This window comes from Acinetobacter sp. WC-141 (assembly GCF_000313935.1).
Taxonomy (GTDB): domain Bacteria; phylum Pseudomonadota; class Gammaproteobacteria; order Pseudomonadales; family Moraxellaceae; genus Acinetobacter.
In genome coordinates this window covers 105,589-128,381 of sequence record NZ_AMSS01000089.1, presented here as the reverse complement: position 1 = coordinate 128,381, position 22,793 = coordinate 105,589, and the positions used below count along the sequence as shown (strand labels likewise).

Here is a 22,793-nt window from a genome sequence, read left to right as displayed (position 1 = left end):
ACCAAGGTGTTATATTAAATAAAAAAGCCACTCTAGTAGAGCGGCTCTTTTGATTTGATAAGTTAGACTTACCAGCTTAACGCACCACCAGTTTGGTAGTCAGTTACGCGAGTTTCAAAGAAGTTCTTCTCTTTACGTAAGTCCATCATCTCAGACATCCACGCAAATGGGTTCGTTACACCAGCAAACTGCTCTGGTAAACCTAACTGAGATAAACGGCGGTTACAGATGAATTTCAAATATTCTTCCATCATGCTTGCGTTCATACCCAATACACCACGTGGCATTGTGTCACGCGCATATTCGATTTCAAGCATTGTGCCTTCAACAATCATTTGAACCACTTCTTGTTGGAACTCAGCGCTCCAAAGGTGAGGGTTCTCAATCTTGATTTGGTTAATCATGTCGATACCAAAGTTCAAGTGCATAGATTCATCACGCAAGATGTACTGGAATTGCTCAGCAACACCGTTCATCTTGTTACGACGACCCATACTCAAAATTTGAGTAAAGCCACAGTAGAAGAAGATACCTTCAAGTACACAGTAGAATGCGATCAGGTTACGAAGTAAACGCTGGTCGTTTTCAGGTGTGCCTGTATGGAAATTAGGGTCAGTTAAAGATTGAGTATATTTCAATCCCCACGCTGCTTTACGCGCAACAGATGGAACTTCACGGTACATGTTGAAGACTTCGCCTTCATCCATACCTAAAGATTCGATACAGTATTGGTAAGCGTGAGTGTGAATTGCTTCTTCAAATGCTTGACGCAAAATGTACTGACGGCATTCAGGGTTAGTAATGTGGCGGTAAATTGCCAATACTAAGTTGTTTGCAACCAAAGAGTCCGCAGTCGAGAAGAAACCTAAAGAACGCATCACAATCGTACGCTCATCTTCAGTTAAGCCATTTTCAGACTTCCAAAGCGCGATGTCGAGGTTCATGTTTACTTCTTGCGGCATCCAGTGGTTTGCACACCCATCAAGATACTTCTGCCAAGCCCACTCGTATTTAAATGGCACAAGTTGGTTCAAGTCTGCACGACAGTTAATCATTGCTTTGTCGTCAACTTGAACACGTTGCGCGCCCATTTCTAGCTCTTCAAGGCCAGGGGCAACATCTAAATGTTCTAAGGCTGCAGAGGCTCTAGCCACCGTATCGGAGGCAACTGTTGGTCGCACGGAATGGGTTCCAGCGGATTGTGGAGCTGCCATGCTCTGCGATGATGGCTGCGCAGCAGATACATTCTGCGAATCAGGCGTTTTTTCCGGTTGGATGGACGCAGACTTGTGTTCAGGTGCAGTCGGTTTTTGCGAATCATCTTCAAAATCGTCCCAACTAAGGATAGACATATGGTTTCCTCAATAATTATGATTCCACATTAACCCTTAATGAAAAAACAGAAAGATTGTGGAACTTATATGCTTTAAAACTTCCTCTATTGTAGTTTTGATATTGAAATTTTGATAGGGAAGAAAGTCCTCAGTTGGATAAAATTAATTAAAATCTCGTGTACTTGTTTGTTTTTTGAGGAATTTTATTTGTATTTATTTGTATTGAAAATTTCAATTAAATCAACATGTTGTTTTTGAATTTTTCTGCACAGAAACCCCGATAAAAATCGAGGTTCCTTTCATTTTCAAATAAAGCTATTTGGGGATATTTTCAACAACTGTCGTGCTTGGCCGACGCCGAGCTTCACTAACAGTAATAAATTGTCCTGTACGAGCATCTCGTCCAACTTGAAATGTGTTAGATGGGCTCGTTGAAGGTAGTGTTTCAACAGTAGTTGTTGATGGCCTTCTTCGAGCCTCATTAACAGTAATAAATTGTCCTGTACGGGCATCTCTGCCAATTTTTGTAGCCATAGGGTTTATCCTTATGAATTAAATTCAGGTTAAATTGACGATGGCTTTAAACTAGTTCAGAATATTCCCTAGCTGTTTCGTAAGAATAGTCATCGCCCAAAAGATAACCTTATGTCTTTTGGGAAAAGGGAAGCATCGTTGGCGCGGTGTTTCCCTTTCTCATTTTGGATATTTAAAGAGTATTTTCTTATCCATAACCAAAAGAAATAATTCATTAATTTTAAAATTATTTGTTTTGCTTACGTTGTTGTTTTCTAATCGCTAAAAACGCATAAACCATTGGTATATAAAAAAAGATAAAGGCAAAGATTAAGACAGCTAATCCTAATATGTAGTTATGGCTGAGATGAAACATAACCTTTACCTTTAATTTTATAAGTTAAACTGAAGACGCTTGATGTTGCTTCAGCCATGCCCATACATCTTTATTTAGCCAACCTTGACGATTTGTAGATGTTTCCATTACCAGCAAATAATCATTGTTATCTATGTGTTTTCTCAATCTATCTGATACTGAATTAGCATCATTGTCTGAGCAAACAAACCAATATGATTTCATTACTTTGCAATAACCGTTGAATTTTTTAATCTCATCGATTAAATCTTTATAATTTTGACCTTCTTCATTTAGGTCGTAACTTACCGAATATACTGTCATTTTGCTTACCTCGCATATTGATTGGACAGTTTTTACTTAAAAGTCCTTGACGATATTGCGAGATCAGGCGATTATTCACCTGCTTTTAGCGAAGCAATATGTCGAAGAACTCGCTTCTTAGACTAGAAAGGGGATCTGTAGGAGGATTCCCTTTTTTTATGTCTAAAATTTTTAAATTATGCTGTAGGAGATGCGTAATTTAAAAAGAGTTGTGATTATCTTGGATAATCACAACAAAATATTTTATCTATTGGCAAGCTTCACAATCTGGGTTGTCGATTGAACAAGCCATTGGCACTGGAGCCGCTTGGGTAAAACCATCTTCTTCAGCAGTTTCTGGTTTCTTCGCTTCTACAACAGGGGCAGCAACCGGAGCCGCTTCAACAGACGCAGGTTTAACCGCGTTTAGAGCACCTGTGTTAATTGTAGATTTTTCAGCAGAAGTCGCGCCTAAAGCTCGGAGGTAATAAGTCGTCTTAAGACCACGTAACCATGCCATCTTGTAAGTGATGTCAAGTTTCTTACCATTTGCACCAGCAATGTACAAGTTAAGCGACTGAGCTTGATCGATCCATTTTTGACGGCGTGATGCAGCATCAACGATCCAACGTGTATCCACTTCAAATGCAGTAGCAAAGATTGCTTTTAATTCTTCAGGAATACGAGCAATTTTTTGTACTGAACCTTCGAAGTGTTTCAAGTCATTAACCATCACTGTGTCCCAAAGACCACGTTCTTTTAATGCACGAACAAGGTAAGGGTTAATCACAGTGAACTCACCAGACAAGTTAGATTTCACATATAAGTTTTGGAATGTTGGCTCAATAGACTGAGAAACACCACAAATGTTAGAGATGGTTGCAGTAGGAGCAATCGCCATCACGTTTGAGTTACGCATACCGTCTTTTTGAACTTTGGCACGTAAAGTGTCCCAGTCTAAACGTTGAGTACGGTCAACTTCGAACATGCGTTCTGGACGAGATTTCGCAACAATTTCTAAAGAGTCGATTGGAAGGATACCTTGATCCCACAATGAACCTTTGAATGTTGAGTAAGCACCACGTTCAACAGCCAAGTTGCTTGAAGTTTCAATCGCGTAGTAACTAATTACTTCCATTGATTCATCAGCAAAATCAATAGCAGCATCAGAACCGTAAGCGATGTTCATTTCATATAGAGCATCTTGGAAGCCCATGATACCCATACCCACTGGGCGGTGTTTCAAGTTCGAGTTTTTCGCTTGTGGTACAGCGTAGTAGTTAATATCGATAACGTTATCGAGCATACGTACTGCTGTTTTAATTGTGCGAGCTAACTTCTCACGATCTAACACACCACCTTTAACGTGTTGTACAAGGTTGATCGAGCCCAAGTTACATACTGCAATTTCGTCTTGATTTGTATTCAAGGTAATTTCAGTACATAAGTTAGATGAGTGAACTACACCAACATGTTGTTGTGGTGAACGTAAGTTACATACATCTTTGAATGTAATCCACGGGTGACCAGTTTCAAACAACATAGAAAGCATTTTGCGCCATAAGTCTTTAGCACGTACTTTCTTATGTAGCATGTTTGTTTCTTTCGCTACAGACTCATAGTAAGCATAACGCTCAGCAAATTCAGCACCCGTTAAGTCGTGCAAGTCTGGAGTTTCAGAAGGGGTAAATAGTGTCCATTCACCATCTTCAAATACACGTTGCATAAACAAGTCTGGAACCCAGTTCGCAGTGTTCATGTCGTGTGTACGGCGACGGTCATCACCTGTGTTTTTACGAAGTTCTAAAAACTCTTCGATGTCTAAGTGCCAAGTTTCTAAGTATGCACATACGGCACCTTTACGCTTACCACCTTGGTTTACTGCAACAGCTGTATCGTTGGCAACTTTCAAGAATGGAACAACACCCTGAGATTTACCGTTTGTACCCTTAATATAAGAGTTCAATGCACGTACAGGTGTCCAGTCATTACCTAAACCGCCAGCCCATTTAGAAAGCATTGCGTTGTCACGCATTGCGCCATAAATGTCATAGAGGTCATCGCCAATCGTTGTTAAGTAACAACTAGAAAGCTGTGGACGTAATGTACCTGAGTTAAATAGGGTAGGCGTAGAAGCCATGTAGTCGAAGCTAGACAACAAGTTATAGAACTCGATTGCACGTTCTTCTTTATTTTCTTCATTTAACGCGAGACCCATCGACACACGCATGAAGAATAATTGTGGTAATTCGAAGCGAACGCCGTTTGAGTGAATGAAGTAACGGTCAAATAAAGTCTGTAAACCTAAGTAGGTAAACTGATTAGAGCGTTCTGGCTGAATTGCTGCTGATAGTTTTTCTAAGTCGAAGTCAAGCAAGTCAGGTGAAAGCAAATCAAGCTCTACACCTTTTTTCAAAAAGGCTTCAAGTGCAGTGTTTTCAGGAGTATCTGTAGGTAAGCCTAAGAATGCTAAACCTGTGCTCACTAATTCACTAGAAAGCAAACGTGCAGTAACGTAAGTATAGTTTGGTTCTTGTTCAATACGAGTACGTGTTGCCATCATCATCGTAGTGGCAATATCACTCTCTTTTACGCCGTTATATAAGTTTTTAACGGTTTCATCGACAATAGCCTGAACGTCAATACCTTCCAAACCTTCAGCTGCTTTCGCTACAGTTGCTTGCAATGCACTTAAATCAAGTGGCTGAAGCTGACCGTTTGCATCGGTCACTTGTAATGTAGGGTGGTGGTTTGAGTTCGTTTGCTGACGAGCATTCGTACGTTGTTCGCGGTAAATCACGTAAGCGCGGGCAACTTTCTGTTCTCCGGTACGCATTAAGGCAAGTTCAACCTGATCTTGAATTTCTTCAATATGGATCGTACCGCCTGATGGTAAACGGCGAGTGAAAGTATTTAATACCATTTCCGTCAACTGGGTAATACGGTCGTGAATACGGCTTGAATCCGAACTCTGTTGACCTTCCACAGCAAGAAAAGCTTTACCAATCGCAACAGAAATTTTCTCTGCATCAAATGCAGCAACATCTCCAGTGCGTTTGATCACCTGAATTTGACCGGGAGTCGAAGTAATTACGCTCATGCCAGCATAGCTCCATTGTCACTTTTGTTATGTTTATAGACCGTTTGAACCGAGCAAAAAGTATGCCACGATGTTTGAGGGATAAACACAAGACTTAGTAGTTAAAGTTTATTTTGAACACAAGATACGGGATTTTTCATAGCAGATCAATCTTGACTTTTTAGTAATTTTTTATCTGTATGATTTGATGGGAGATAGCATAGCAAAGCTATTAAGAATCGCTTATAGATAACTTTGTGGATAACTCAAAAAACAATCACTTAAATACAATTAATAGGGGTAGAGAAATAATTTGTTTAATATTCATACATTGGAAATATGAATAGAATATGAAATTTAATAACAATAACTAAATGTTAAAAACACGAGAAAATTCAAAGGTTAATAAAATGCAACAAAACACAGTTGTCATGTATCAGTTTGGTGAACGCCTACTTGTTTACAATGTAAACGTGTGTATATTGCAAATGATAAACGAATGTATCTGCAAGATTTTTAAGATGCATGTAATGAGATTTATAGGGGCAATGATATGAGCCAAGAAGAAAAGTTACCAAAGATTCTGATCGTTGAAGACGACGAGCGTTTAGCACGATTAACTCAAGAGTATTTAATCCGCAACGGCTTGGAAGTTGGTGTAGAAACTGATGGTAACCGTGCAATTCGTCGTATTATTAGTGAACAACCAGATCTAGTGGTCTTGGATGTCATGTTGCCGGGTGCCGATGGCTTAACCGTTTGCCGTGAAGTTCGTCCACATTATCATCAACCGATTCTGATGTTGACTGCACGTACAGAAGATATGGATCAGGTACTTGGCCTTGAAATGGGTGCGGATGATTATGTCGCTAAACCAGTTCAACCGCGTGTACTTTTAGCGCGTATCCGTGCGTTATTACGTCGTACAGATAAAACTGTAGAAGACGAAGTTGCACAACGTATCGAGTTTGATGACCTTGTGATTGATAATGGCGGCCGTTCAGTAACGCTGCATGGTGAGCTTGTTGATTTCACTAGCGCAGAATATGACCTATTATGGTTGCTTGCATCAAATGCTGGCCGTATCTTATCGCGTGAAGATATCTTCGAACGTTTACGCGGTATCGAATACGATGGTCAGGACCGCTCAATCGATGTCCGTATCTCACGTATTCGTCCAAAAATTGGCGATGATCCTGAAAATCCAAAGCGTATTAAAACAGTACGTAGTAAAGGTTACTTGTTCGTTAAAGAAACCAATGGGTTATAAGATCTGCATAAACTTCCTATAAGGTTGGTCGAGTGTTTAAACACAGCATATTCCTGCGAATATATGCGGGACTGGTAATTCTTGTTGTTTTGGTTGCCGTTTTTGGTTATTTGCTTGTACAAATCATCAATTATCAACGCGCACAAGAATACCGAGAATCTTTAACTGATGGTATTTCTTATGTCATTAGTGAGGGAGTCGCTCGACAACCGGGGAAGCAGCAGAAAATAGACTGGGTTTCAGATGCATCAGATTTATTGGAACTTCCAATTTACTACACTGATGCGAGCAAGGTTGAGTTATCTCGTACCGAGAAAAAACGAATCGAAGCTCAAAAATCTGTTGTCCGTTACGATGCCAGTAATAGTATTGCGTATATTATTATTGGTTTGCGTGATGATCCTCAGCACTTTTTATCGATAAAAGTGGACAAAATTAGTGAGCGCCAAATGAAGGCTCTCCCTATTTTTGTGCTTGATTATCTAATGTTTTATCCGGGGCAAGAACAAGAATATCTTGCTAAGATTCAAAAACATTTCTCATATCCAATTAATATCTACAACATTCAAGATATTAATCTGGACTCCGAACAGATCGGTCGTTTACGTCAAGACCAAAGTGTCATGTTGTACAAAGATAGTGCGACAATGCGTGGCACAACTATTTCAATCGTATCTCCAATACCAAATCATCCGACACAAGTTCTGGTTCTTGGACCAGTTCCAATGTTTAACTGGATGCCGCTACAACTTTCTGCAGGAATTACCTTATTTAGCCTCTTCTTACTGAGTTTAGGTGTTTACGGACTCATCTTGCCGTTAGAGCGTAAAATTCGCCAAGTACGTTATGCATTAAATCGCATGAAGTCAGGTGATTTGTCATTGCGTGTTCCTATTGAAGGAAGTGACGAAATGGCAAACTTGGCTTCAAGTTATAACAATATGTCTGATCATATTCAGCGTTTAATCGAGGCTCAGCGCGAGTTAATGAGAGCGGTATCTCATGAACTAAGAACGCCGGTTGCCCGTATACGCTTTGGTACAGAGATGTTGGCAGAAGAAGATGATTACAATCATCGTATGCATCAGGTCGACATGATTGATAAAGACATTGAGGCGCTCAATACCTTAATTGATGAAATCATGACTTATGCGAAACTCGAGCAGGGTACACCTTCATTAGATTTTGCTGAAATTACTTTATTTGATGTATTAGATCAGGTCGCTGTAGAAACCGAAGCTTTAAAAACGCAAAAAGAAATTGAACTTGTTGCTCCTCCACTTTATGTGAAGGTTGATGCAGAGCGTCGTTATTTACATCGGGTTGTTCAAAACTTGGTAGGTAATGCCGTTCGCTATTGCGATAACAAAGTGCGAATTACAGGTGGCATTCACAGCGACGGCATGGCCTTTGTCTGTGTTGAAGATGATGGCGCCGGAATTCCGGAACAAGATCGTCAAAGAGTGTTTGAAGCCTTTGCCCGTTTAGATGACAGCCGTACTCGTGCGTCAGGTGGTTATGGTTTAGGGTTGTCTATTGTAAGCCGTATTGCGTACTGGTTTGGCGGTGAAATTAAAGTAGATGAAAGCCCTACTTTAGGTGGAGCTCGCTTTATCATGACGTGGCCTGCAAAACGTTTTAAACAACCCCCTTTAAAAGCCCATAAAAAAGCACCTTCATAAGGTGCTTTTTTATTGCATTATTTATAATCGAGTTGCATCTGGTTCCAAAATAGGTTTTCCGCTTCTTAAGCTGGTCAACGCATCGGAATTAAAATCGATCAGTAATGAATTGTTTTTTGCATCAATCTGGTATTTTTGAATAAGAGGTTGATCTCCATTAAGCGTTTCTATTTTATATTCATCTGCAATATGCAAAATACCTTCTAGGTTTGTTGTGGTTGACGCAAAATCCTGCCTAAATATTTCATAGACATCTCGCAAGTCAAAAATTGCATTGTTCGCATCTGGATGTTTGTGAATATAGCTTTCTATATGTCGCACAAGTAACTGCGCAAACAAGTAGTAGTTTGGTTTATGCGTATATTCTAGAGTCATGCATTTTTCTCCTTATTATCTGTTATTAGCATACATGGCAAAATAGAGGTTATTGTATAAAATTCATTACACTAGATGATTAAATGAAAACCTATAAAGATATAAAGACCCGATTGCGCCCTTGGCGTTTTGCTTGATATAAAGCGTCATCTGCTTCTTTAAATAAACTTTCAATCGCTCTATGAGAAGATGGCGAATATAAACTTATGCCAATACTAACTTGTATAAAAATGGGTAATTTCCCATAAATATAAATCGGTTGCTGACTAATTTTAATACGTATTTGCTCTGCAAGATCAAAAGCACTTTCTTTGGTGGTATCTGCAATAAAAATTGCAAACTCTTCGCCGCCAAAGCGACCTAATAAATCCTGAGGATGTAAAATATTTTGAATGGTGGTGACACAAGTCTGTAGTGCACGGTCACCTATTTGGTGGCCATAGTTGTCATTAACTTGTTTGAAATGGTCTACATCAAGCATGAAAAAGGCCGAGGTTTTATTTTCCTTATGTACCTTTTCTTGAAGGAGTCTAACTGACTGTAAAAACTGGCGTCGAGTAAGGCTAGAGGTTAGCTCGTCATGTGCGATGGCATGTTGAAGCTTTTGAATTAACTCTGAATGCAAAACACTAATGCTAGAGACGGTAAGAGGTGCAATCGTCATCATGATTAAGCCAATACGAATCGAGATGGTGTTGCTTAAATATTCGTTCGGATAAAGCAAAAGGTAATGGCCAGAGACATGATAGATAATATAGGCACTGGTAAAGGTCGTAATGAGTGCAACAATAATAGGTTTATAGCGAATAGCGCACCAGATGAGTGCCGCGATCGGATAGAGTAATGAACCCGGGCCAGAGTCATAATAGCTGGCACCAATAGAAATAATGACAGCCAAAAAAGGTAAAAGGTCAATCGCCTGTAAGCCACGATTTCTTGAAAAGTAATGCTTTACCTGACTATATTGAGGTAGGTTCAATATGATCGGCAAAAGAAGTAAGGCGTTTTGTAGTTCTGACGTGAACCAATAGCCGAATTCATCCCATAAATTACCAAGCATAAATTTGGTATTAAACATCGGCACGAAAGTTGCGGCAAATAATGCGCCTATTATGCTGCCTATACCGCATAGACCAAACAAAAAGAGATAAGAATAGCCTCGGTAGGCTGCTTTAATATGTTGATTAAAAAATGTATAAAGTGCGAGGGTAGTAACAACATAAAGAAAATTTGACGTTGTTAAAACAAGGGTGAGAGCAAATGGAGTACCTTGAAATAGATCAGCAATTACATATCCTAGATAGGCACCTAAAAATGCGCTTGGTCGACGTGTGCTTGGAAAACGAATCAGTAAGCCGAGTAAAACAGAATTGGCTGGCCAAAAGAACGCCAGAAAACTTAAAGGACGAGATGCGATACCAATAAAACAACATATGGTAATAATGAAGCAAAATAGAAGAAAAAATTTTAAAGAAGAAGGAAATGAAAATTCACGAAGTGAGTATGGCATCAGCTGCCCTTAATGATAAACACTCTTATCCAAGAGTAATAAAATATTATGCATGACTAAACATTCATCATAATTCAGAGGAGAAGTTGAATACAATAAAAAACAAACTAATATTATAAAAAAGTAAGTTATAAAAACTTAATGGTCGATGAACTGTGTAATTATTCTAAAATTAAAAAATGAAAAAAATCATCATAAACAAAAAAACTATTAAATAAACCGATTATGTGCGGTGAAACCCCCCTTACAACCCATAGAAGAATAGTTTTGTTTAGAAAATCATCCGAAAGACTAAGACGCTTCAACTAGCATGCGAAATTAGAAATCAGGTACAATTGGCGGGATTAATTTTGTGTTTGGTGTATTTGAAGGCCAATACATACATTCTTTGTTAAATAATAGGCCTGCCAGGAGTTATCCCCGCATGAGTGCCATTACTCCATACGACTGGGCGATTATCGCCTTCGTGATCGGCGTTACATTTCTTTGCGTCTTTATGCTCACAGTTCCCTTACTCCTCGGGGGGAAATCGTGGGGGCGTGCTAAGCAAGAGCAGTTTGAATCGGGTGTCGTGAGTGCTGGTGGCGCTCGCATTCGCCTGTCTGCAAAGTTCTATTTAGTTGCAATTTTCTTTGTTGTCTTCGACTTAGAGGCACTTTACCTCTATGCATGGTCTACTTCTGTGCGTGAAGTAGGGTGGTTGGGATATACCACTGTTGTGATCTTTGTCGTTGATTTATTGATTGCGCTTGTTTATGCCTTCTCTGTGGGTGCTTTAAGTTGGTCACCAGCAGATCGCCGTAAATCAGCAGGTGAGGCGATTAAAATCGGTTCACCAACAATGAACATTGCTGAAATTACACGCTTTAACTCTATTGAAGAGCTCGTAACTGACCCTACAGGCCAGATTCCAGCTCAATCATCAGGTCGTGTTAAGTCAAAAAATACACCTGCATTGTCATCTGAAAAGGAGTAAGTCGGGATGAAATATACTCTGACCCGCGCGAATCCGGATGCTGATCAATACCCATTGCAAGAACGTCAAATCGTGACAGATCCACTAGAAGAGGAAGTGAATAAAAACGTATTCATGACTCGTTTAGAGGATGTCTTGCATACAGCAGTAAACTGGGGGCGTAAAAACTCCTTGTGGCCATTTAACTTTGGTACCTCATGTTGTTACGTTGAGTATGCAACGACCTTAACAGGTGTGCATGACTTGTCACGTTTCGGCGCAGAGGTTATCCGTGCTTCACCTCGTCAAGCTGACTTGATGATTGTTGCAGGAACCTGTTTCGTAAAAATGGCACCAGTTATTCAGCGTCTATATGAACAGATGTTAGAGCCTAAATGGGTCATCTCGATGGGTGCTTGTGCAAACTCTGGAGGTATGTACGACATCTATTCAGTAGTACAAGGTGTAGACAAAATTATTCCTGTTGACGTGTACGTCCCAGGTTGTCCGCCTCGTCCTGAAGCATTAATTCAAGCTTTAATGCTTTTACAAGACCAGATTCAATTAGAGCGACGCCCGCTTTCTGCCGTGATCGGTGATGATCTTCAGCCAGTGTATAAGCCAAAGATGATGCCAGAACGTGACCGTAAGAATGCAGAGCGTATTGCCGTTAAAAACTTACGCTCTATGGATGAGATTAAATAATTTTTTGACGGTGCTTTGACATATCTAACCGATATGTTCATCGAGAAAATTGACAGAATTTGTATTAAATAGGAAGCCAAGCCAATGGCTGAAACTGACATTGCTATGCCAGAGTCAACACCAGTTGATTCACGCCCAGCATTTGCAATCGTAGAAGAACTCAAAACCAAATTTGGTGAGAACTTTTACGTGCAGGCGACTTTTGAAGAGTTTCCAACAGTCTGGGTTGAGCGCGCACGCGTGCAAGAAGTCCTTATGTTCCTACGTAAAGTGGAACGTCCATATGTAATGCTGTTTGACTTATCTGCGATGGATGAACGCTTACGTGTTCATCGTGATGGTTTACCAGCATCTGACTTCACTGTGTTCTATCATTTATTATCGCTTGAGCGTAATAGTGACATTCGTATCAAGGTTGCCTTGAACGAAAATGATCTTAACCTTCCGACAGCGACCAATATCTGGCCAAATGCCAACTGGTATGAACGTGAAGCTTACGATATGTTCGGTATCAATTTCGAAGGGCATCCAATGCTCCGTCGTATCTTGTTGCCAACGTATTGGGAAGGTCATCCATTACGTAAAGAATATTCGGCACGTGCGACAGAATATACGCCGTACATGCAGGACAAAGCGAAACAAGACTTTGAACAAGAGCACTTACGTTTTGTGCCAGAGGACTGGGGTCTTAAGCGTGGTAACGCTGATGAAGACTTTATGTTCCTTAACTTAGGTCCTAACCATCCATCTGCACATGGTGCGTTCCGTGTTGTATTGCAGTTAGATGGCGAAGAAGTGAAGGACTGTGTTCCTGATATTGGTTATCACCACCGTGGTGTGGAAAAGATGGCTGAACGTCAAACATGGCATTCTTTCATTCCTTATACAGACCGTGTGGACTACTTAGGTGGTTGCGCTCAGAACATGCCTTATGTGATGGCTGTAGAGCAAATGGCAGGAATCAAAGTTCCTGAACGTGCTCAAGTCATTCGTGTGATGTTGAACGAATTGTTCCGTATTAATAACCACTTGTTGTTCTGTGGTACGGCAATTCAGGATGCCGGCGGTATGACACCAGTATTCTATATGTTCGCAGACCGTCAAAAAGTTTACGACATTGTTGAAGCAATCACGGGTTACCGTATGCATCCAGCATGGTTCCGTATTGGTGGTACAGCACACGATCTTCCAAATAACTGGCAAAAACTTGTTAAAGAGTTACTAGAGTGGATGCCTAAACGCTTAAACGAATACTACACAGCAGCATTGAAAAACTCTGTGTTTATTGGTCGTACGCGTAACGTTGCACAATACGATGCCAAGTCTGCACTCGCATGGGGTGTGACAGGTACGGGTTTACGTGCGACAGGTATCGATTTTGACGTTCGTAAATATCGTCCATACAGTGGCTATGAAAACTTCGATTTTGATGTGCCAGTTGAATATGAAGGCGATGCATATGCACGTGTACTCGTTCACTTCCGTGAAATTACTGAGTCGTTAAAAATTATTCAACAGTGTTTGGATAACATGCCTTCTGGTCCATATAAAGCGGATCATCCATTGGCTGTTCCACCACCGAAAGATAAGACATTACAAGATATTGAAACCTTGATTACGCACTTCTTGAGCGTTTCATGGGGTCCTGTCATGCCAGCGGGCGAGTCATCATTTATGACTGAAGTGGTTAAAGGTGCAAGTACGTATTACTTGACTTCAGATAAATCGACGATGAGTTATCGTACTCGTATTCGTACACCGACTTTTACTCACTTGCAGCAAATGCCTTCAGTGATTAACGGAAGTTTGGTATCTGACTTAATCATTTATCTGGCGACCATTGACGTGGTTATGGCTGACGTGGATCGCTAAGAGGTAACACATAATGATGATTTTGACTGATAAAAAGCCACGTGTGAATGTTGAAGGGATTTTGACTGCGGAAGAAATTCACGACATCGAACATCACATTGGTCACTATCCATACCCTCGTGCAGCCTCTTTGGATGCATTGAAGTGTGTACAGCGCCGTAATGGTTGGGTAGATGACGCTCAGATGAATGCCATCGCACAGTTGCTGTCGATGAGTGTTGCTGATTTGGAAGGTGTTGCAACATTTTACAACCGTATCTATCGCCACCCGGTAGGTCGTCACGTGATTTTGCTTTGTGACTCAATTGCTTGCTTCTTAATGGGTGCAGAAACACTTGCTGAAGCATTCCAGCGTGAATTAGGAATTCAGTATGGTCAGACGACACCAGATGGTCGTTTTACACTACTTCCAATTTGCTGCCTCGGCAACTGCGACAAAGGCCCAACTTTAATGATTGATGAAGATACTCACGGTTTAGTCGAAGTGACATCAATTAAACAGTTATTGGAGAAGTATGTATGAATACTGAACCAAAACCAATTTATGGCGACGGTAATCCAGAAACTCATCCGCTCACTTGGCGTTTAAGCAAACAAGAAGCGGTACGTAGTGCTGATGATTACGAAGCACTTGAAGGTTATGCTGGCTTTAAAAAAGCATTAGGCATGAAACCTGCTGAAGTGTTAGACGTCATTAAAGCTGCAACTGTAAAAGGTCGTGGTGGTGCGGGTTTCCCAGCGGGTATTAAATGGTCATTAATGGCACCAAATGATGGTGGTCCTCGTTACTTGATCTGTAATGCCGACGAAATGGAACCGGGTACCTTTAAAGACCGTTTGTTGATGGAAAAACTTCCACATCAATTGATCGAAGGGATGTTAATTGCGGGCTATACCTTAGAGGCAACTCAAGGTTATATCTTTATCCGCGGTGAATACATCGAGGCAGCTCAATATCTAAATGATGCATTAGAACAGATTCGTGCTAAAGGTTATTTAGGCGAAAATATTTTAGATTCTGGCTGGAATTTTGATCTGCATGTACATACGGGTGCAGGGCGTTATATTTGCGGTGAAGAAACTGCATTGATTAACTCGCTTGAAGGCCGTCGTGCTAACCCTCGTACCAAGCCACCATTCCCGCAAGTTGCAGGAGCATGGGGCCGTCCAACAATTGTGAACAACGTTGAAACTTATAACAACTTGCCAGCAATTATGCTTCGTGGTCCAGAGTGGTATATCGGCCTATCAGCAGGTAAATCAAAAGATCCAGGCACTAAAATTTATGGTGCGTCAGGTAAAGTGAAATTCCCTGGTCTTTGGGAATTGCCATTTGGTACAACTGCACGTGAAGTGATTGAAGATCATGCTGGTGGTATGCGCGAAGGCTTAAAGCTCAAAGCATGGTTACCAGGCGGTGCTTCAACTGACTTTTTACCAGCAGATACCATTGATTTACCAATGGATGCAGACACGATTATGAAAGCAGGTTCTCGTTTGGGAACATGTTTATTGATGGTCGTAGATGAAACTCAATGCATGGTATCGCTCACTCGTAACTTAGAAGAATTCTTTGCGCGTGAATCATGTGGTTTCTGTACGCCATGTCGTGATGGTTTGCCATGGGCTGTTAAAGCGCTTAAAGCACTTGAAGCAGGCGAAGGTAAGAAAGAAGATATCGACCATTTACAAGAATTGACTCGTAAATTATGGATCGGTAAAACTTTCTGTGCCCACGCACCAGGTGCGATGGAGCCGCTTATGGGCGCACTCAAACATTTCCGTGGTGAGTTTGAAGCGAAAGTGACGACTCGTCCTGTCGTGCAAACCAGCAACGTAGAACAAGCTTAAGGAATTCGACTATGGCTACAATTCATGTCGATGGAAAATCGTATGAAGTCAACGGCTCGGAAAACTTGCTACAAGCATGTTTGAGTCTGGGCATCGACATCCCATATTTTTGTTGGCATCCATCCTTAGGTTCGGTGGGCTCTTGCCGTCAATGTGCTGTTACGCAATATGCGAATCCAGAAGATACGCGTGGTCGTTTAGTCATGTCATGCATGACACCAGCATCTGACAATACCTATATCTCGATTGAAGACAAAGAAGCAACGGATTTCCGTGCGTCTATTGTTGAATTTTTGATGACGAATCACCCACACGACTGTCCAGTCTGTGAAGAGGGTGGTCACTGTCATTTACAAGATATGACTGTGATGACTGGTCATGATCGTCGTCGTTACCGTTTTACCAAACGTACGCATTACAACCAAGAACTCGGCTCATTCATTGCACATGAAATGAACCGCTGTATTGCTTGTTACCGTTGTGTTCGTTACTACAAAGATTATGCAGGCGGTACAGACTTCGGTGTGTTTGCCAATGCATCTCGTGTGTATTTTGGTCGTCCAGAATCAGGTACTTTAGAGTCTGAATTCTCTGGTAACTTGACTGAAGTATGTCCAACAGGTGTATTCACTGATAAGACTCATTCAGAGCGTTATAACCGTAAATGGGACATGCAGTATGCACCAAGCGTGTGTCAAGGCTGTTCTTCTGGTTGTAACATTTCTCCGGGTGAACGCTATGGTGAAATCCGTCGCGTAGAAAACCGTTTCAATGGTTCGGTTAACCAATACTTCCTTTGTGACAAAGGTCGTTTTGGCACAGGTTATGTAAACCGTGCAGACCGTCCACGTCAGCCGCAGTTCCGTAACGGTGAAACTGTTGCAACTGTTTCTGTCGATCAAGCTTTAGATCAAACGATTGCGAAGCTTCAAGGCAAAAAAGTTTTAGGTATTGGTTCGCCGCGCGCAAGCTTGGAATCAAACTACGCATTACGTGAGCTTGTAGGTCAGGCAAATTATTCAACTGGTGTTGCTCAAAAAGAGCAAAAACTTGTTGAACTTGCTGCGTCTATCATGCAAACCGAGGGTATTTACAATCCGAACATGCGTGAAATTGAAAGCTATGATGCTGTTCTGATTTTAGGTGAAGACCTGACTCAAACTGCTCCACGTATGGCATTGTCTGTTCGTCAAGCTGCGAAAAACAAAGCTCGCGAAATGGCTGCGAAAACACGTACCCCAGACTGGTTGGCTGAACCTGTACAACGTATTGGTCAAGAAGCAAAATCTCCAATCTATATCTTGGCTGCAACTCAAACTCGTCTTGCCGACGTTGCAACTGGTGAAGTGGTTGCTTCTCCAAATGATATTGCACGTTTAGGCTTTGCCGTAGCGGCAGCAGTGAAAGGTGACGTAGTAACTGGTTTAGATGACGATGCAAAAGCATTTGCTCAAACCATTGCTGACACTTTAAAAGCAGCAAACAAACCATTAATCATTGCAGGCACAAGTTTGCAAGATGCTTCTATTATGGAAGCTGCGGCTGAGTTAACTCAGAACTTAGGTGCTAAAGCTGGTTTAAGTCTTGTAGTTCCTGAAGTGAACTCTATGGGCTTGGCATTATTTGGTGGCTTAAGCCTTGAACAAGCATTTGCTCAAGACTACGACACACTTGTTATTGTTGAAAATGACTTGTTCCGTCGTTTACCTGCTGCTCAAGTAAAAGCTGCACTTGATAAAGCAGAAACAGTAATCGTGCTTGATCACAGTGAAACTGAAACTGTGAAACTGGCTGATATCGTTCTTTCAGCAGCAAGCTTTGCAGAGGGTGACGGTACTGTTGTAAGCCAAGAAGGTCGTGCACAGCGTTTCTATCAAGTTTACGATCCAAGTTACTACAAGCCTGAATATGCAATTAAAGAATCATGGCGCTGGTTACATGCCATTGAAACTGGCATTAAAGGTAAGGCTGTAGATTGGACATTGCTTGACGATGTAATTGAAAGCATCGTGAAAAATGTACCAGTACTTGAAGCAATTCAAGATGTGGCACCTGATGCAGGTTACCGTGTACATGGTTTGAAAATTGCGCGTGAACCACGTCGTTATTCAGGTCGTACAGCAATGCGTGCGCCATTATCGGTTCATGAACCGAAACAGCCTACCGATCCAGATTCAGCATTAACATTCTCAATGGAAGGTTATGTTGGTCCGCAAAAAGCATCATCATTAGTACCATTTGCATGGGCTCCGGGCTGGAACTCTCCACAATCTTGGAACAAATACCAAGATGAAGTGGGTGGTCACTTAAAAGGTGGTGATTCAGGTGTTCGTTTATTCGATCGCTTGGCGAAACGCCCTGCACGTAGCTATGTTGCTCCAGTGCCTGTAGTTGCAAATCCTGAAAGCTTCCGCTTAGTACCAATGCATCATATTTTTGGTTCTGGTGAATTCACAATTAAAACACCTGCAATGGAAACTCGTATTCCAGAAGCTATGTTTGCAGTGGGCGAACAAGATGCAACTCGTTTGAACCTTCAAGAAGGTCAACGCATTACAGTAAAAGCAGGCGAAACCAGTGTGAGCTTGCCTGTACAAGTAATTGAATATTTACCTACAGGTTATATTGGTTACCCAGTTGGTTTAGCACCAATGGTGTCACTAGCTGAGCCTGTTTCAGTGGCTTTAGGAGTGTAATTCATGAATCAAGAAATTATACGTCAAACGCCACTTTGGGCTGAGAACTGGCCTATCGCCTACGCTGTAGTTCAAGCAGTTGTGATTTTGCTTGTTGTTGTTTTAGTTGCAGCGTTGATGTCTTTTATTGAACGTCGTTTACTTGCTTGGTGGCAAGACCGTTATGGTCCGAACCGTGTTGGTCCTGGTGGTATGTTCCAGATCGTTGCCGACATGCTTAAGATCATGTTCAAAGAAGACTGGACACCAAAATTTGCTGACAAACTTACATTCCGTTTAGCACCAGCTGTTGCAATGGCAACAGCGGTTCTTTCATTCATGGTCATCCCGGTGAGTCCTTCACTGGGTGTTGCCGACATGAGTATCGGTTTGCTGTTCTTTATGGCAATGGCTGGTATTGCAGTCTATGCAGTATTGTTTGGTGGCTGGGCTTCAAATAACAAATACTCATTGCTTGGTGGTTTACGTTCGGCTGCTCAAACCATTTCTTATGAAGTGTTCTTGGGTATCTCATTGATGGGTGTGGTTGCAATTGCAGGTTCATTTAACCTTCGTGAAATTGTTGAAGCACAACGTGATGTTTGGTTTGTCATTCCGCAATTCTTAGGTTTCTTGATTTTTGTGGTTGCTGGTGTTGCGGTAACTCACCGTCATCCATTTGACCAACCAGAAGCAGAACAAGAATTGGCTGAAGGTTACCATGTTGAATATGGTGGTATGAAATGGGGTATGTTCTTCGTTGCTGAATATGTCAACGTGGTACTTATTTCTGCATTGATCGTAACTCTATTCTTCGGTGGCTGGTTAGCACCATTCAATTTAGAAATTCCATTTGTTCCGCCAGTATTCTGGTTTGTGATTAAAACAGCATTCTTTGTAATGATGTTTGTTTTGGCTCGTGGTTCTTTAATGCGTCCACGTTATGACCAAGTCATGAACTTTGGTTGGAAAATTTGTTTGCCATTGGCGTTGGTCAACTTGTTAGTGACTGGTGCTGTGATTCTGATGAATCAGGCCTAGGACAGCAGGGAGTACAAAATGTATAAATTTCTAGCTGGATTCGGATCGATTGTACGTTCGTTGTTTATGGTATTTAGCCATGTAACGCGTAAGCGTGACACGATTTTATATCCAGAAGTACCAGCTGAACAGATTGTGCCGCCACGCTTTCGTGGTCGTATTGTGTTGACGCGTGACCCAGATGGGGAAGAGCGTTGTGTGGCATGTAACCTATGTGCGGTTGCGTGTCCGGTTGGCTGTATCTCACTACAAAAAGCAGAAACAGAAGATGGACGTTGGTATCCGGAATTTTTCCGTATCAACTTTTCACGTTGTATTTTCTGCGGTATGTGTGAGGAAGCTTGTCCAACAACTGCGATTCAGCTCACACCAGACTTCGAGTTAGGCGAATACGTACGTCAAGACCTTGTTTATGAGAAAGAAAACTTACTCATTTCAGGTCCGGGAAAATACCCAGACTACAACTTCTACCGTGTAACGGGTATGGCAATTAACGGTAAAGAGAAAGGTCAAGCACAAAAAGAAAGTGCACCAATCGATGTACGGAGTCTATTACCATGATGTGGCCGTTTTATTTGATGGCACTCGTGGCCATCGTTTCTACGGTTCGTGTAGTGACTAACACGAACCCTGTACACGCTTTACTTAGTCTAATTGTTTCATTGCTTGCTGTTGCTGGTATTTTCATGATCGTGGGGGCGCCTTTTGCAGGTGCTCTTGAAATCATCGTCTATGCCGGAGCAATTATGGTTCTGTTTGTCTTCGTGGTGATGATGTTGAATTTAGGTCAACACACCGTTGAGCAAGAACGTAAATGGCTTTCTTCAGATGCTTGGGCATATCCAGCACTCATGAGTTTCTTACTCGGCTTGCTTTTGGTTTGGATGCTTGGTGGTGAATACACCACAATTTCAGCACCACTTGGGGCACAAGTGATTGGACCAAAAGCAGTGGGTCAAGCACTCTTTACTCACTATTTACTATTGGTTGAAGTTGCCGCGATGTTATTGCTTGCAGCCCTTGTTGCAGCATACCACTTAGGTAAACGTGAACCAGGTGCAGAAGAGGAAAAAGAATAATGGGCCAGATTCCTTTAGAACATGGTTTGATTGTTGCAACCATCCTTTTTGCACTCGGTTTTTACGGTGTAATGGTGCGACGTAACCTATTATTTATGTTAATGAGCCTTGAGGTCATGATGAATGCTGCTGCATTGGCATTTGTTCTTGCGGGTAGCGTATGGGCACAACCAGATGGACAAGTGATGTTCATTCTGATTTTGACCCTTGCAGCAGCAGAGGCATGTATCGGTCTTGCGATTGTCCTTCAGTTCTATCATCGCTTCCATCATTTGGATGTAGATGCTGCTAGTGAGATGCGCGGATGAGTTATTTATATCTAACAGTATTATTTCCGCTAATCGGTTTTATTTTATTGGCGGCGGGACGAGACAAACTCTCTGAAAATGTTGCAGCAATTATTGGCGTGGGTTCTGTAGGTTTATCTGCATTATTTGCTCTGATTGCTGGCATGGCATTTACCACAAGTGGTCAGCAAGTTTTTGTTCAAAACTTGTGGACGTGGTTCAATGTTGGCGGTTTTGCACCGGGCATTAGCTTACATTTAGATGGCTTATCTTTACTTATGATGGGCATGGTGACGGGTGTTGGTTTCTTAATCCACATCTTTGCATCATGGTACATGCGCGGTGAAGAAGGTTATGCGCGTTTCTTCTCTTATTTCAACCTGTTTGTTGCCAGCATGCTTGTGCTTGTATTAGGCGACAACTTGGCGTTGTTATTCTTAGGTTGGGAAGGCGTAGGTCTTTGCTCTTATTTGCTTATCGGTTTCTATTATGCAAACCCTGCAAATGGTTGGGCTGCGATCAAAGCATTTACAGTGACCCGCGTAGGTGACGTATTCTTACTTATCGCTTTATTCTTGCTTTACCAACAATTTGGTACGCTAAATACTCAGTACATCGTTGAACACGCAGCAGAAGTAATGACGAAGAGTTCGTCACTTACGATCTGGACTGCATTAATGTTGTTCTTGGGTGCTGCAGGTAAATCTGCTCAAATTCCATTGCAAACATGGTTGGCAGATGCAATGGCAGGTCCAACACCTGTTTCTGCATTAATCCACGCTGCAACAATGGTAACAGCTGGTGTGTACTTATGCTGCCGTCTATTTAGCGTATTTGAACTTGCTCCTGAAGTGATGCAATTCATTTCAGTAACTGGCGCGGTGACTTTGTTAGTTGCAGGTTTTGCTGCACTCGTTCAAACAGACATCAAACGTATCTTGGCTTACTCAACAATGAGTCAGTTGGGTTATATGTTTATGGCTGTAGGTGCGGAAGCTTATCAAGCTGGCTTGTTCCACATGTTGGCTCACGCATTCTTTAAGGCATTATTATTCTTGTCTTCTGGTGCGGTGATTTTGGCTTACCACCACGAGCAAAACATCTTCAAAATGGGTGGCTTGTTCAAACGTAACAAATTCCTGTTTGCTTGTTTCGCGATTGGTGGCGGTGCATTAGCAGCGATTCCATTCTTGACCATTGGCTTCTTCTCTAAAGATGCGATTCTTGGTGAAGTTTGGGTACAAGGTCAATCAATTGCTCTATATCACACCTTATATTGGGTGGGTGTAGCAGGTGCATTCCTGACTTCAATCTATACATTCCGTTTAATCTGGGTTGTATTCTTTGGTCAAGAAAACACGCCTTACCATGAAATTAAAGGCGCAACTTACTGGGCTCCATTGGGTATTTTAGCTGTACTATCTACTTTTGTTGGTGCCGTATTAAAAGCACCTGTAGCAGGTATTCTTAATACTGCAAAAATTCCTGAATTCCATGTGGCTGAACAATTTGTAGAAGGCATGCATGGAGCAGAGCATTTAGCAGTAGGAATTGCGCTAGTTGGTCTAGTTGTTGGTATAGCATTATTTACATTTGCTTATGGTGCAGTGAAATCATTTGCTCAAACAAGTTTGGGTGCAGGTCTGGCACATATTTGCCGTACCGCTTTTGGTTTTGATGCATTGTATGACATCGTTTTTGTTAAACCTTATTTATTCTTCGCCAAAATCTTTGGCCGTGATCCGATTGACAGTTTGTGGTTAGTTCTTCCTGCACTTGTGAAAGGCGGAAATAGTTTTACAAGCTCACGTCAAACCGGTTCATTGCGTGAATACGCATCAAGTATGTCACTCGGTGTAGTGGTGTTATTGATGATCTTGATCGTTATTCAGGTAGTGGGGAAATAA

Annotated in this window: 21 protein-coding genes; 14 read left to right on the top strand and 7 right to left on the bottom strand. The window is 41.6% G+C overall.

The window, feature by feature from the left end; genetic code table 11:
• Window positions 1–68 precede the first annotated feature (68 nt).
• The 5 genes from ACINWC141_RS18980 to ACINWC141_RS18965 all read right to left on the bottom strand — a co-directional run bounded on the left by ACINWC141_RS18980 (window position 69) and on the right by ACINWC141_RS18965 (window position 5,605).
• Window positions 69–1,352 carry a ribonucleotide-diphosphate reductase subunit beta gene (locus ACINWC141_RS18980; protein WP_009393831.1) on the bottom strand — a complete coding sequence of 428 codons (1,284 nt, stop codon included), beginning with the start codon at window positions 1,350–1,352 and terminating at the stop codon, window positions 69–71.
• 297 nt (window positions 1,353–1,649) lie between these two features.
• Window positions 1,650–1,868 (bottom strand): hypothetical protein, encoded by a 219-nt coding sequence (locus ACINWC141_RS18975; RefSeq protein ID WP_009393787.1) that lies wholly within the window; start codon window positions 1,866–1,868, stop codon window positions 1,650–1,652.
• 226 nt (window positions 1,869–2,094) lie between these two features.
• Complete coding sequence (locus ACINWC141_RS19950) at window positions 2,095–2,223, bottom strand: hypothetical protein (protein WP_004770759.1); 129 nt, start codon at window positions 2,221–2,223, stop codon at window positions 2,095–2,097.
• Between the two features lie 24 nt (window positions 2,224–2,247).
• Window positions 2,248–2,526, bottom strand: a complete 279-nt coding sequence (locus tag ACINWC141_RS18970) for a hypothetical protein (RefSeq protein WP_009393800.1) — start codon at window positions 2,524–2,526, stop codon at window positions 2,248–2,250.
• 247 nt (window positions 2,527–2,773) lie between these two features.
• Window positions 2,774–5,605 carry a ribonucleoside-diphosphate reductase subunit alpha gene (locus ACINWC141_RS18965; RefSeq protein ID WP_009393960.1) on the bottom strand — a complete coding sequence of 944 codons (2,832 nt, stop codon included), beginning with the start codon at window positions 5,603–5,605 and terminating at the stop codon, window positions 2,774–2,776.
• A gap of 353 nt (window positions 5,606–5,958) precedes the next feature.
• Between ACINWC141_RS18965 and ACINWC141_RS18960 the strand changes: the two genes are divergently transcribed.
• From ACINWC141_RS18960 to bfmS, 3 genes are read left to right on the top strand one after another with little or no spacing between them, the layout of a single operon-like run.
• Complete coding sequence (locus ACINWC141_RS18960) at window positions 5,959–6,141, top strand: hypothetical protein (RefSeq protein WP_034679197.1); 183 nt, start codon at window positions 5,959–5,961, stop codon at window positions 6,139–6,141.
• Window positions 6,138–6,854 (top strand): response regulator transcription factor BfmR, encoded by a 717-nt coding sequence (gene bfmR / locus ACINWC141_RS18955; protein WP_003653488.1) that lies wholly within the window; start codon window positions 6,138–6,140, stop codon window positions 6,852–6,854. The genes ACINWC141_RS18960 and bfmR overlap by 4 nt, the downstream gene beginning before the upstream one ends.
• Window positions 6,855–6,886: 32 nt before the next feature.
• The gene (gene bfmS / locus ACINWC141_RS18950; RefSeq protein WP_034679195.1) at window positions 6,887–8,536 is read left to right on the top strand and encodes a sensor histidine kinase BfmS; all 1,650 of its coding nucleotides are present in this window, start codon (window positions 6,887–6,889) and stop codon (window positions 8,534–8,536) included.
• A gap of 21 nt (window positions 8,537–8,557) precedes the next feature.
• On the opposite strand, the gene ACINWC141_RS18945 is transcribed toward bfmS, so the two are convergent.
• Both ACINWC141_RS18945 and ACINWC141_RS18940 read right to left on the bottom strand, forming a co-directional pair.
• Window positions 8,558–8,911 (bottom strand): hypothetical protein, encoded by a 354-nt coding sequence (locus ACINWC141_RS18945; protein ID WP_009393940.1) that lies wholly within the window; start codon window positions 8,909–8,911, stop codon window positions 8,558–8,560.
• Between the two features lie 91 nt (window positions 8,912–9,002).
• Window positions 9,003–10,421 (bottom strand): GGDEF domain-containing protein, encoded by a 1,419-nt coding sequence (locus ACINWC141_RS18940; RefSeq protein WP_009393921.1) that lies wholly within the window; start codon window positions 10,419–10,421, stop codon window positions 9,003–9,005.
• A 424-nt stretch (window positions 10,422–10,845) separates the two neighbouring features.
• Here ACINWC141_RS18940 and ndhC point away from each other — a divergent pair, with 424 nt between their 5' ends.
• The 11 genes from ndhC (at window position 10,846) to nuoL (ending at window position 22,793) form a co-directional block, all read left to right on the top strand.
• The gene (ndhC, locus tag ACINWC141_RS18935) at window positions 10,846–11,397 is read left to right on the top strand and encodes an NADH-quinone oxidoreductase subunit A (protein ID WP_009393853.1); all 552 of its coding nucleotides are present in this window, start codon (window positions 10,846–10,848) and stop codon (window positions 11,395–11,397) included.
• 6 nt (window positions 11,398–11,403) lie between these two features.
• A complete protein-coding gene (locus tag ACINWC141_RS18930; protein ID WP_002120034.1) occupies window positions 11,404–12,081 on the top strand; it encodes a NuoB/complex I 20 kDa subunit family protein in 678 nt (225 codons plus the stop codon).
• A gap of 84 nt (window positions 12,082–12,165) precedes the next feature.
• Window positions 12,166–13,953 carry an NADH-quinone oxidoreductase subunit C/D gene (gene nuoC, locus ACINWC141_RS18925; RefSeq protein ID WP_009393828.1) on the top strand — a complete coding sequence of 596 codons (1,788 nt, stop codon included), beginning with the start codon at window positions 12,166–12,168 and terminating at the stop codon, window positions 13,951–13,953.
• 13 nt (window positions 13,954–13,966) lie between these two features.
• A complete protein-coding gene (gene nuoE, locus ACINWC141_RS18920) occupies window positions 13,967–14,476 on the top strand; it encodes an NADH-quinone oxidoreductase subunit NuoE (protein ID WP_003653477.1) in 510 nt (169 codons plus the stop codon).
• On the top strand, window positions 14,473–15,804 hold the full coding sequence (nuoF, locus tag ACINWC141_RS18915; protein WP_009393863.1) for an NADH-quinone oxidoreductase subunit NuoF: 1,332 nt from the start codon (window positions 14,473–14,475) through the stop codon (window positions 15,802–15,804). The genes nuoE and nuoF overlap by 4 nt, the downstream gene beginning before the upstream one ends.
• Before the next feature lie 11 nt (window positions 15,805–15,815).
• Window positions 15,816–18,500 (top strand): NADH-quinone oxidoreductase subunit NuoG, encoded by a 2,685-nt coding sequence (gene nuoG, locus ACINWC141_RS18910; RefSeq protein WP_009393855.1) that lies wholly within the window; start codon window positions 15,816–15,818, stop codon window positions 18,498–18,500.
• A gap of 3 nt (window positions 18,501–18,503) precedes the next feature.
• The gene (gene nuoH, locus ACINWC141_RS18905) at window positions 18,504–19,520 is read left to right on the top strand and encodes an NADH-quinone oxidoreductase subunit NuoH (protein WP_004703499.1); all 1,017 of its coding nucleotides are present in this window, start codon (window positions 18,504–18,506) and stop codon (window positions 19,518–19,520) included.
• A gap of 18 nt (window positions 19,521–19,538) precedes the next feature.
• Window positions 19,539–20,081, top strand: coding sequence for an NADH-quinone oxidoreductase subunit NuoI (gene nuoI / locus ACINWC141_RS18900; protein WP_004794319.1), 543 nt, complete (start codon window positions 19,539–19,541; stop codon window positions 20,079–20,081).
• A complete protein-coding gene (gene nuoJ / locus ACINWC141_RS18895; RefSeq protein ID WP_171061991.1) occupies window positions 20,081–20,599 on the top strand; it encodes an NADH-quinone oxidoreductase subunit J in 519 nt (172 codons plus the stop codon). The genes nuoI and nuoJ overlap by 1 nt, the downstream gene beginning before the upstream one ends.
• Window positions 20,599–20,907, top strand: coding sequence for an NADH-quinone oxidoreductase subunit NuoK (gene nuoK / locus ACINWC141_RS18890; RefSeq protein ID WP_003653467.1), 309 nt, complete (start codon window positions 20,599–20,601; stop codon window positions 20,905–20,907). Before nuoJ ends, nuoK begins: the two co-directional genes overlap by 1 nt.
• Window positions 20,904–22,793: an NADH-quinone oxidoreductase subunit L gene (gene nuoL, locus ACINWC141_RS18885; RefSeq protein WP_009393870.1), complete on the top strand. Its 1,890-nt coding sequence runs from the start codon at window positions 20,904–20,906 to the stop codon at window positions 22,791–22,793. The genes nuoK and nuoL overlap by 4 nt, the downstream gene beginning before the upstream one ends.

What these genes read in the sequence shown, in the direction of transcription:
- ACINWC141_RS18980 (WP_009393831.1), bottom strand. Translation starts at nt 1,352, where the DNA reads ATGTCTATCCTTAGTTGGGACGATTTTGAAGATGATTCGCAAAAACCG.
- ACINWC141_RS18975 (WP_009393787.1), bottom strand. Translation starts at nt 1,868, where the DNA reads ATGGCTACAAAAATTGGCAGAGATGCCCGTACAGGACAATTTATTACT.
- ACINWC141_RS19950 (WP_004770759.1), bottom strand. Translation starts at nt 2,223, where the DNA reads ATGTTTCATCTCAGCCATAACTACATATTAGGATTAGCTGTCTTAATC.
- ACINWC141_RS18970 (WP_009393800.1), bottom strand. Translation starts at nt 2,526, where the DNA reads ATGACAGTATATTCGGTAAGTTACGACCTAAATGAAGAAGGTCAAAAT.
- ACINWC141_RS18965 (WP_009393960.1), bottom strand. Translation starts at nt 5,605, where the DNA reads ATGAGCGTAATTACTTCGACTCCCGGTCAAATTCAGGTGATCAAACGC.
- ACINWC141_RS18960 (WP_034679197.1), top strand. Translation starts at nt 5,959, where the DNA reads ATGTTAAAAACACGAGAAAATTCAAAGGTTAATAAAATGCAACAAAAC.
- bfmR (WP_003653488.1), top strand. Translation starts at nt 6,138, where the DNA reads ATGAGCCAAGAAGAAAAGTTACCAAAGATTCTGATCGTTGAAGACGAC.
- ACINWC141_RS18945 (WP_009393940.1), bottom strand. Translation starts at nt 8,911, where the DNA reads ATGACTCTAGAATATACGCATAAACCAAACTACTACTTGTTTGCGCAG.
- ACINWC141_RS18940 (WP_009393921.1), bottom strand. Translation starts at nt 10,421, where the DNA reads ATGCCATACTCACTTCGTGAATTTTCATTTCCTTCTTCTTTAAAATTT.
- ndhC (WP_009393853.1), top strand. Translation starts at nt 10,846, where the DNA reads ATGAGTGCCATTACTCCATACGACTGGGCGATTATCGCCTTCGTGATC.
- ACINWC141_RS18930 (WP_002120034.1), top strand. Translation starts at nt 11,404, where the DNA reads ATGAAATATACTCTGACCCGCGCGAATCCGGATGCTGATCAATACCCA.
- nuoC (WP_009393828.1), top strand. Translation starts at nt 12,166, where the DNA reads ATGGCTGAAACTGACATTGCTATGCCAGAGTCAACACCAGTTGATTCA.
- nuoE (WP_003653477.1), top strand. Translation starts at nt 13,967, where the DNA reads ATGATGATTTTGACTGATAAAAAGCCACGTGTGAATGTTGAAGGGATT.
- nuoF (WP_009393863.1), top strand. Translation starts at nt 14,473, where the DNA reads ATGAATACTGAACCAAAACCAATTTATGGCGACGGTAATCCAGAAACT.
- nuoG (WP_009393855.1), top strand. Translation starts at nt 15,816, where the DNA reads ATGGCTACAATTCATGTCGATGGAAAATCGTATGAAGTCAACGGCTCG.
- nuoH (WP_004703499.1), top strand. Translation starts at nt 18,504, where the DNA reads ATGAATCAAGAAATTATACGTCAAACGCCACTTTGGGCTGAGAACTGG.
- nuoI (WP_004794319.1), top strand. Translation starts at nt 19,539, where the DNA reads ATGTATAAATTTCTAGCTGGATTCGGATCGATTGTACGTTCGTTGTTT.
- nuoJ (WP_171061991.1), top strand. Translation starts at nt 20,081, where the DNA reads ATGTGGCCGTTTTATTTGATGGCACTCGTGGCCATCGTTTCTACGGTT.
- nuoK (WP_003653467.1), top strand. Translation starts at nt 20,599, where the DNA reads ATGGGCCAGATTCCTTTAGAACATGGTTTGATTGTTGCAACCATCCTT.
- nuoL (WP_009393870.1), top strand. Translation starts at nt 20,904, where the DNA reads ATGAGTTATTTATATCTAACAGTATTATTTCCGCTAATCGGTTTTATT.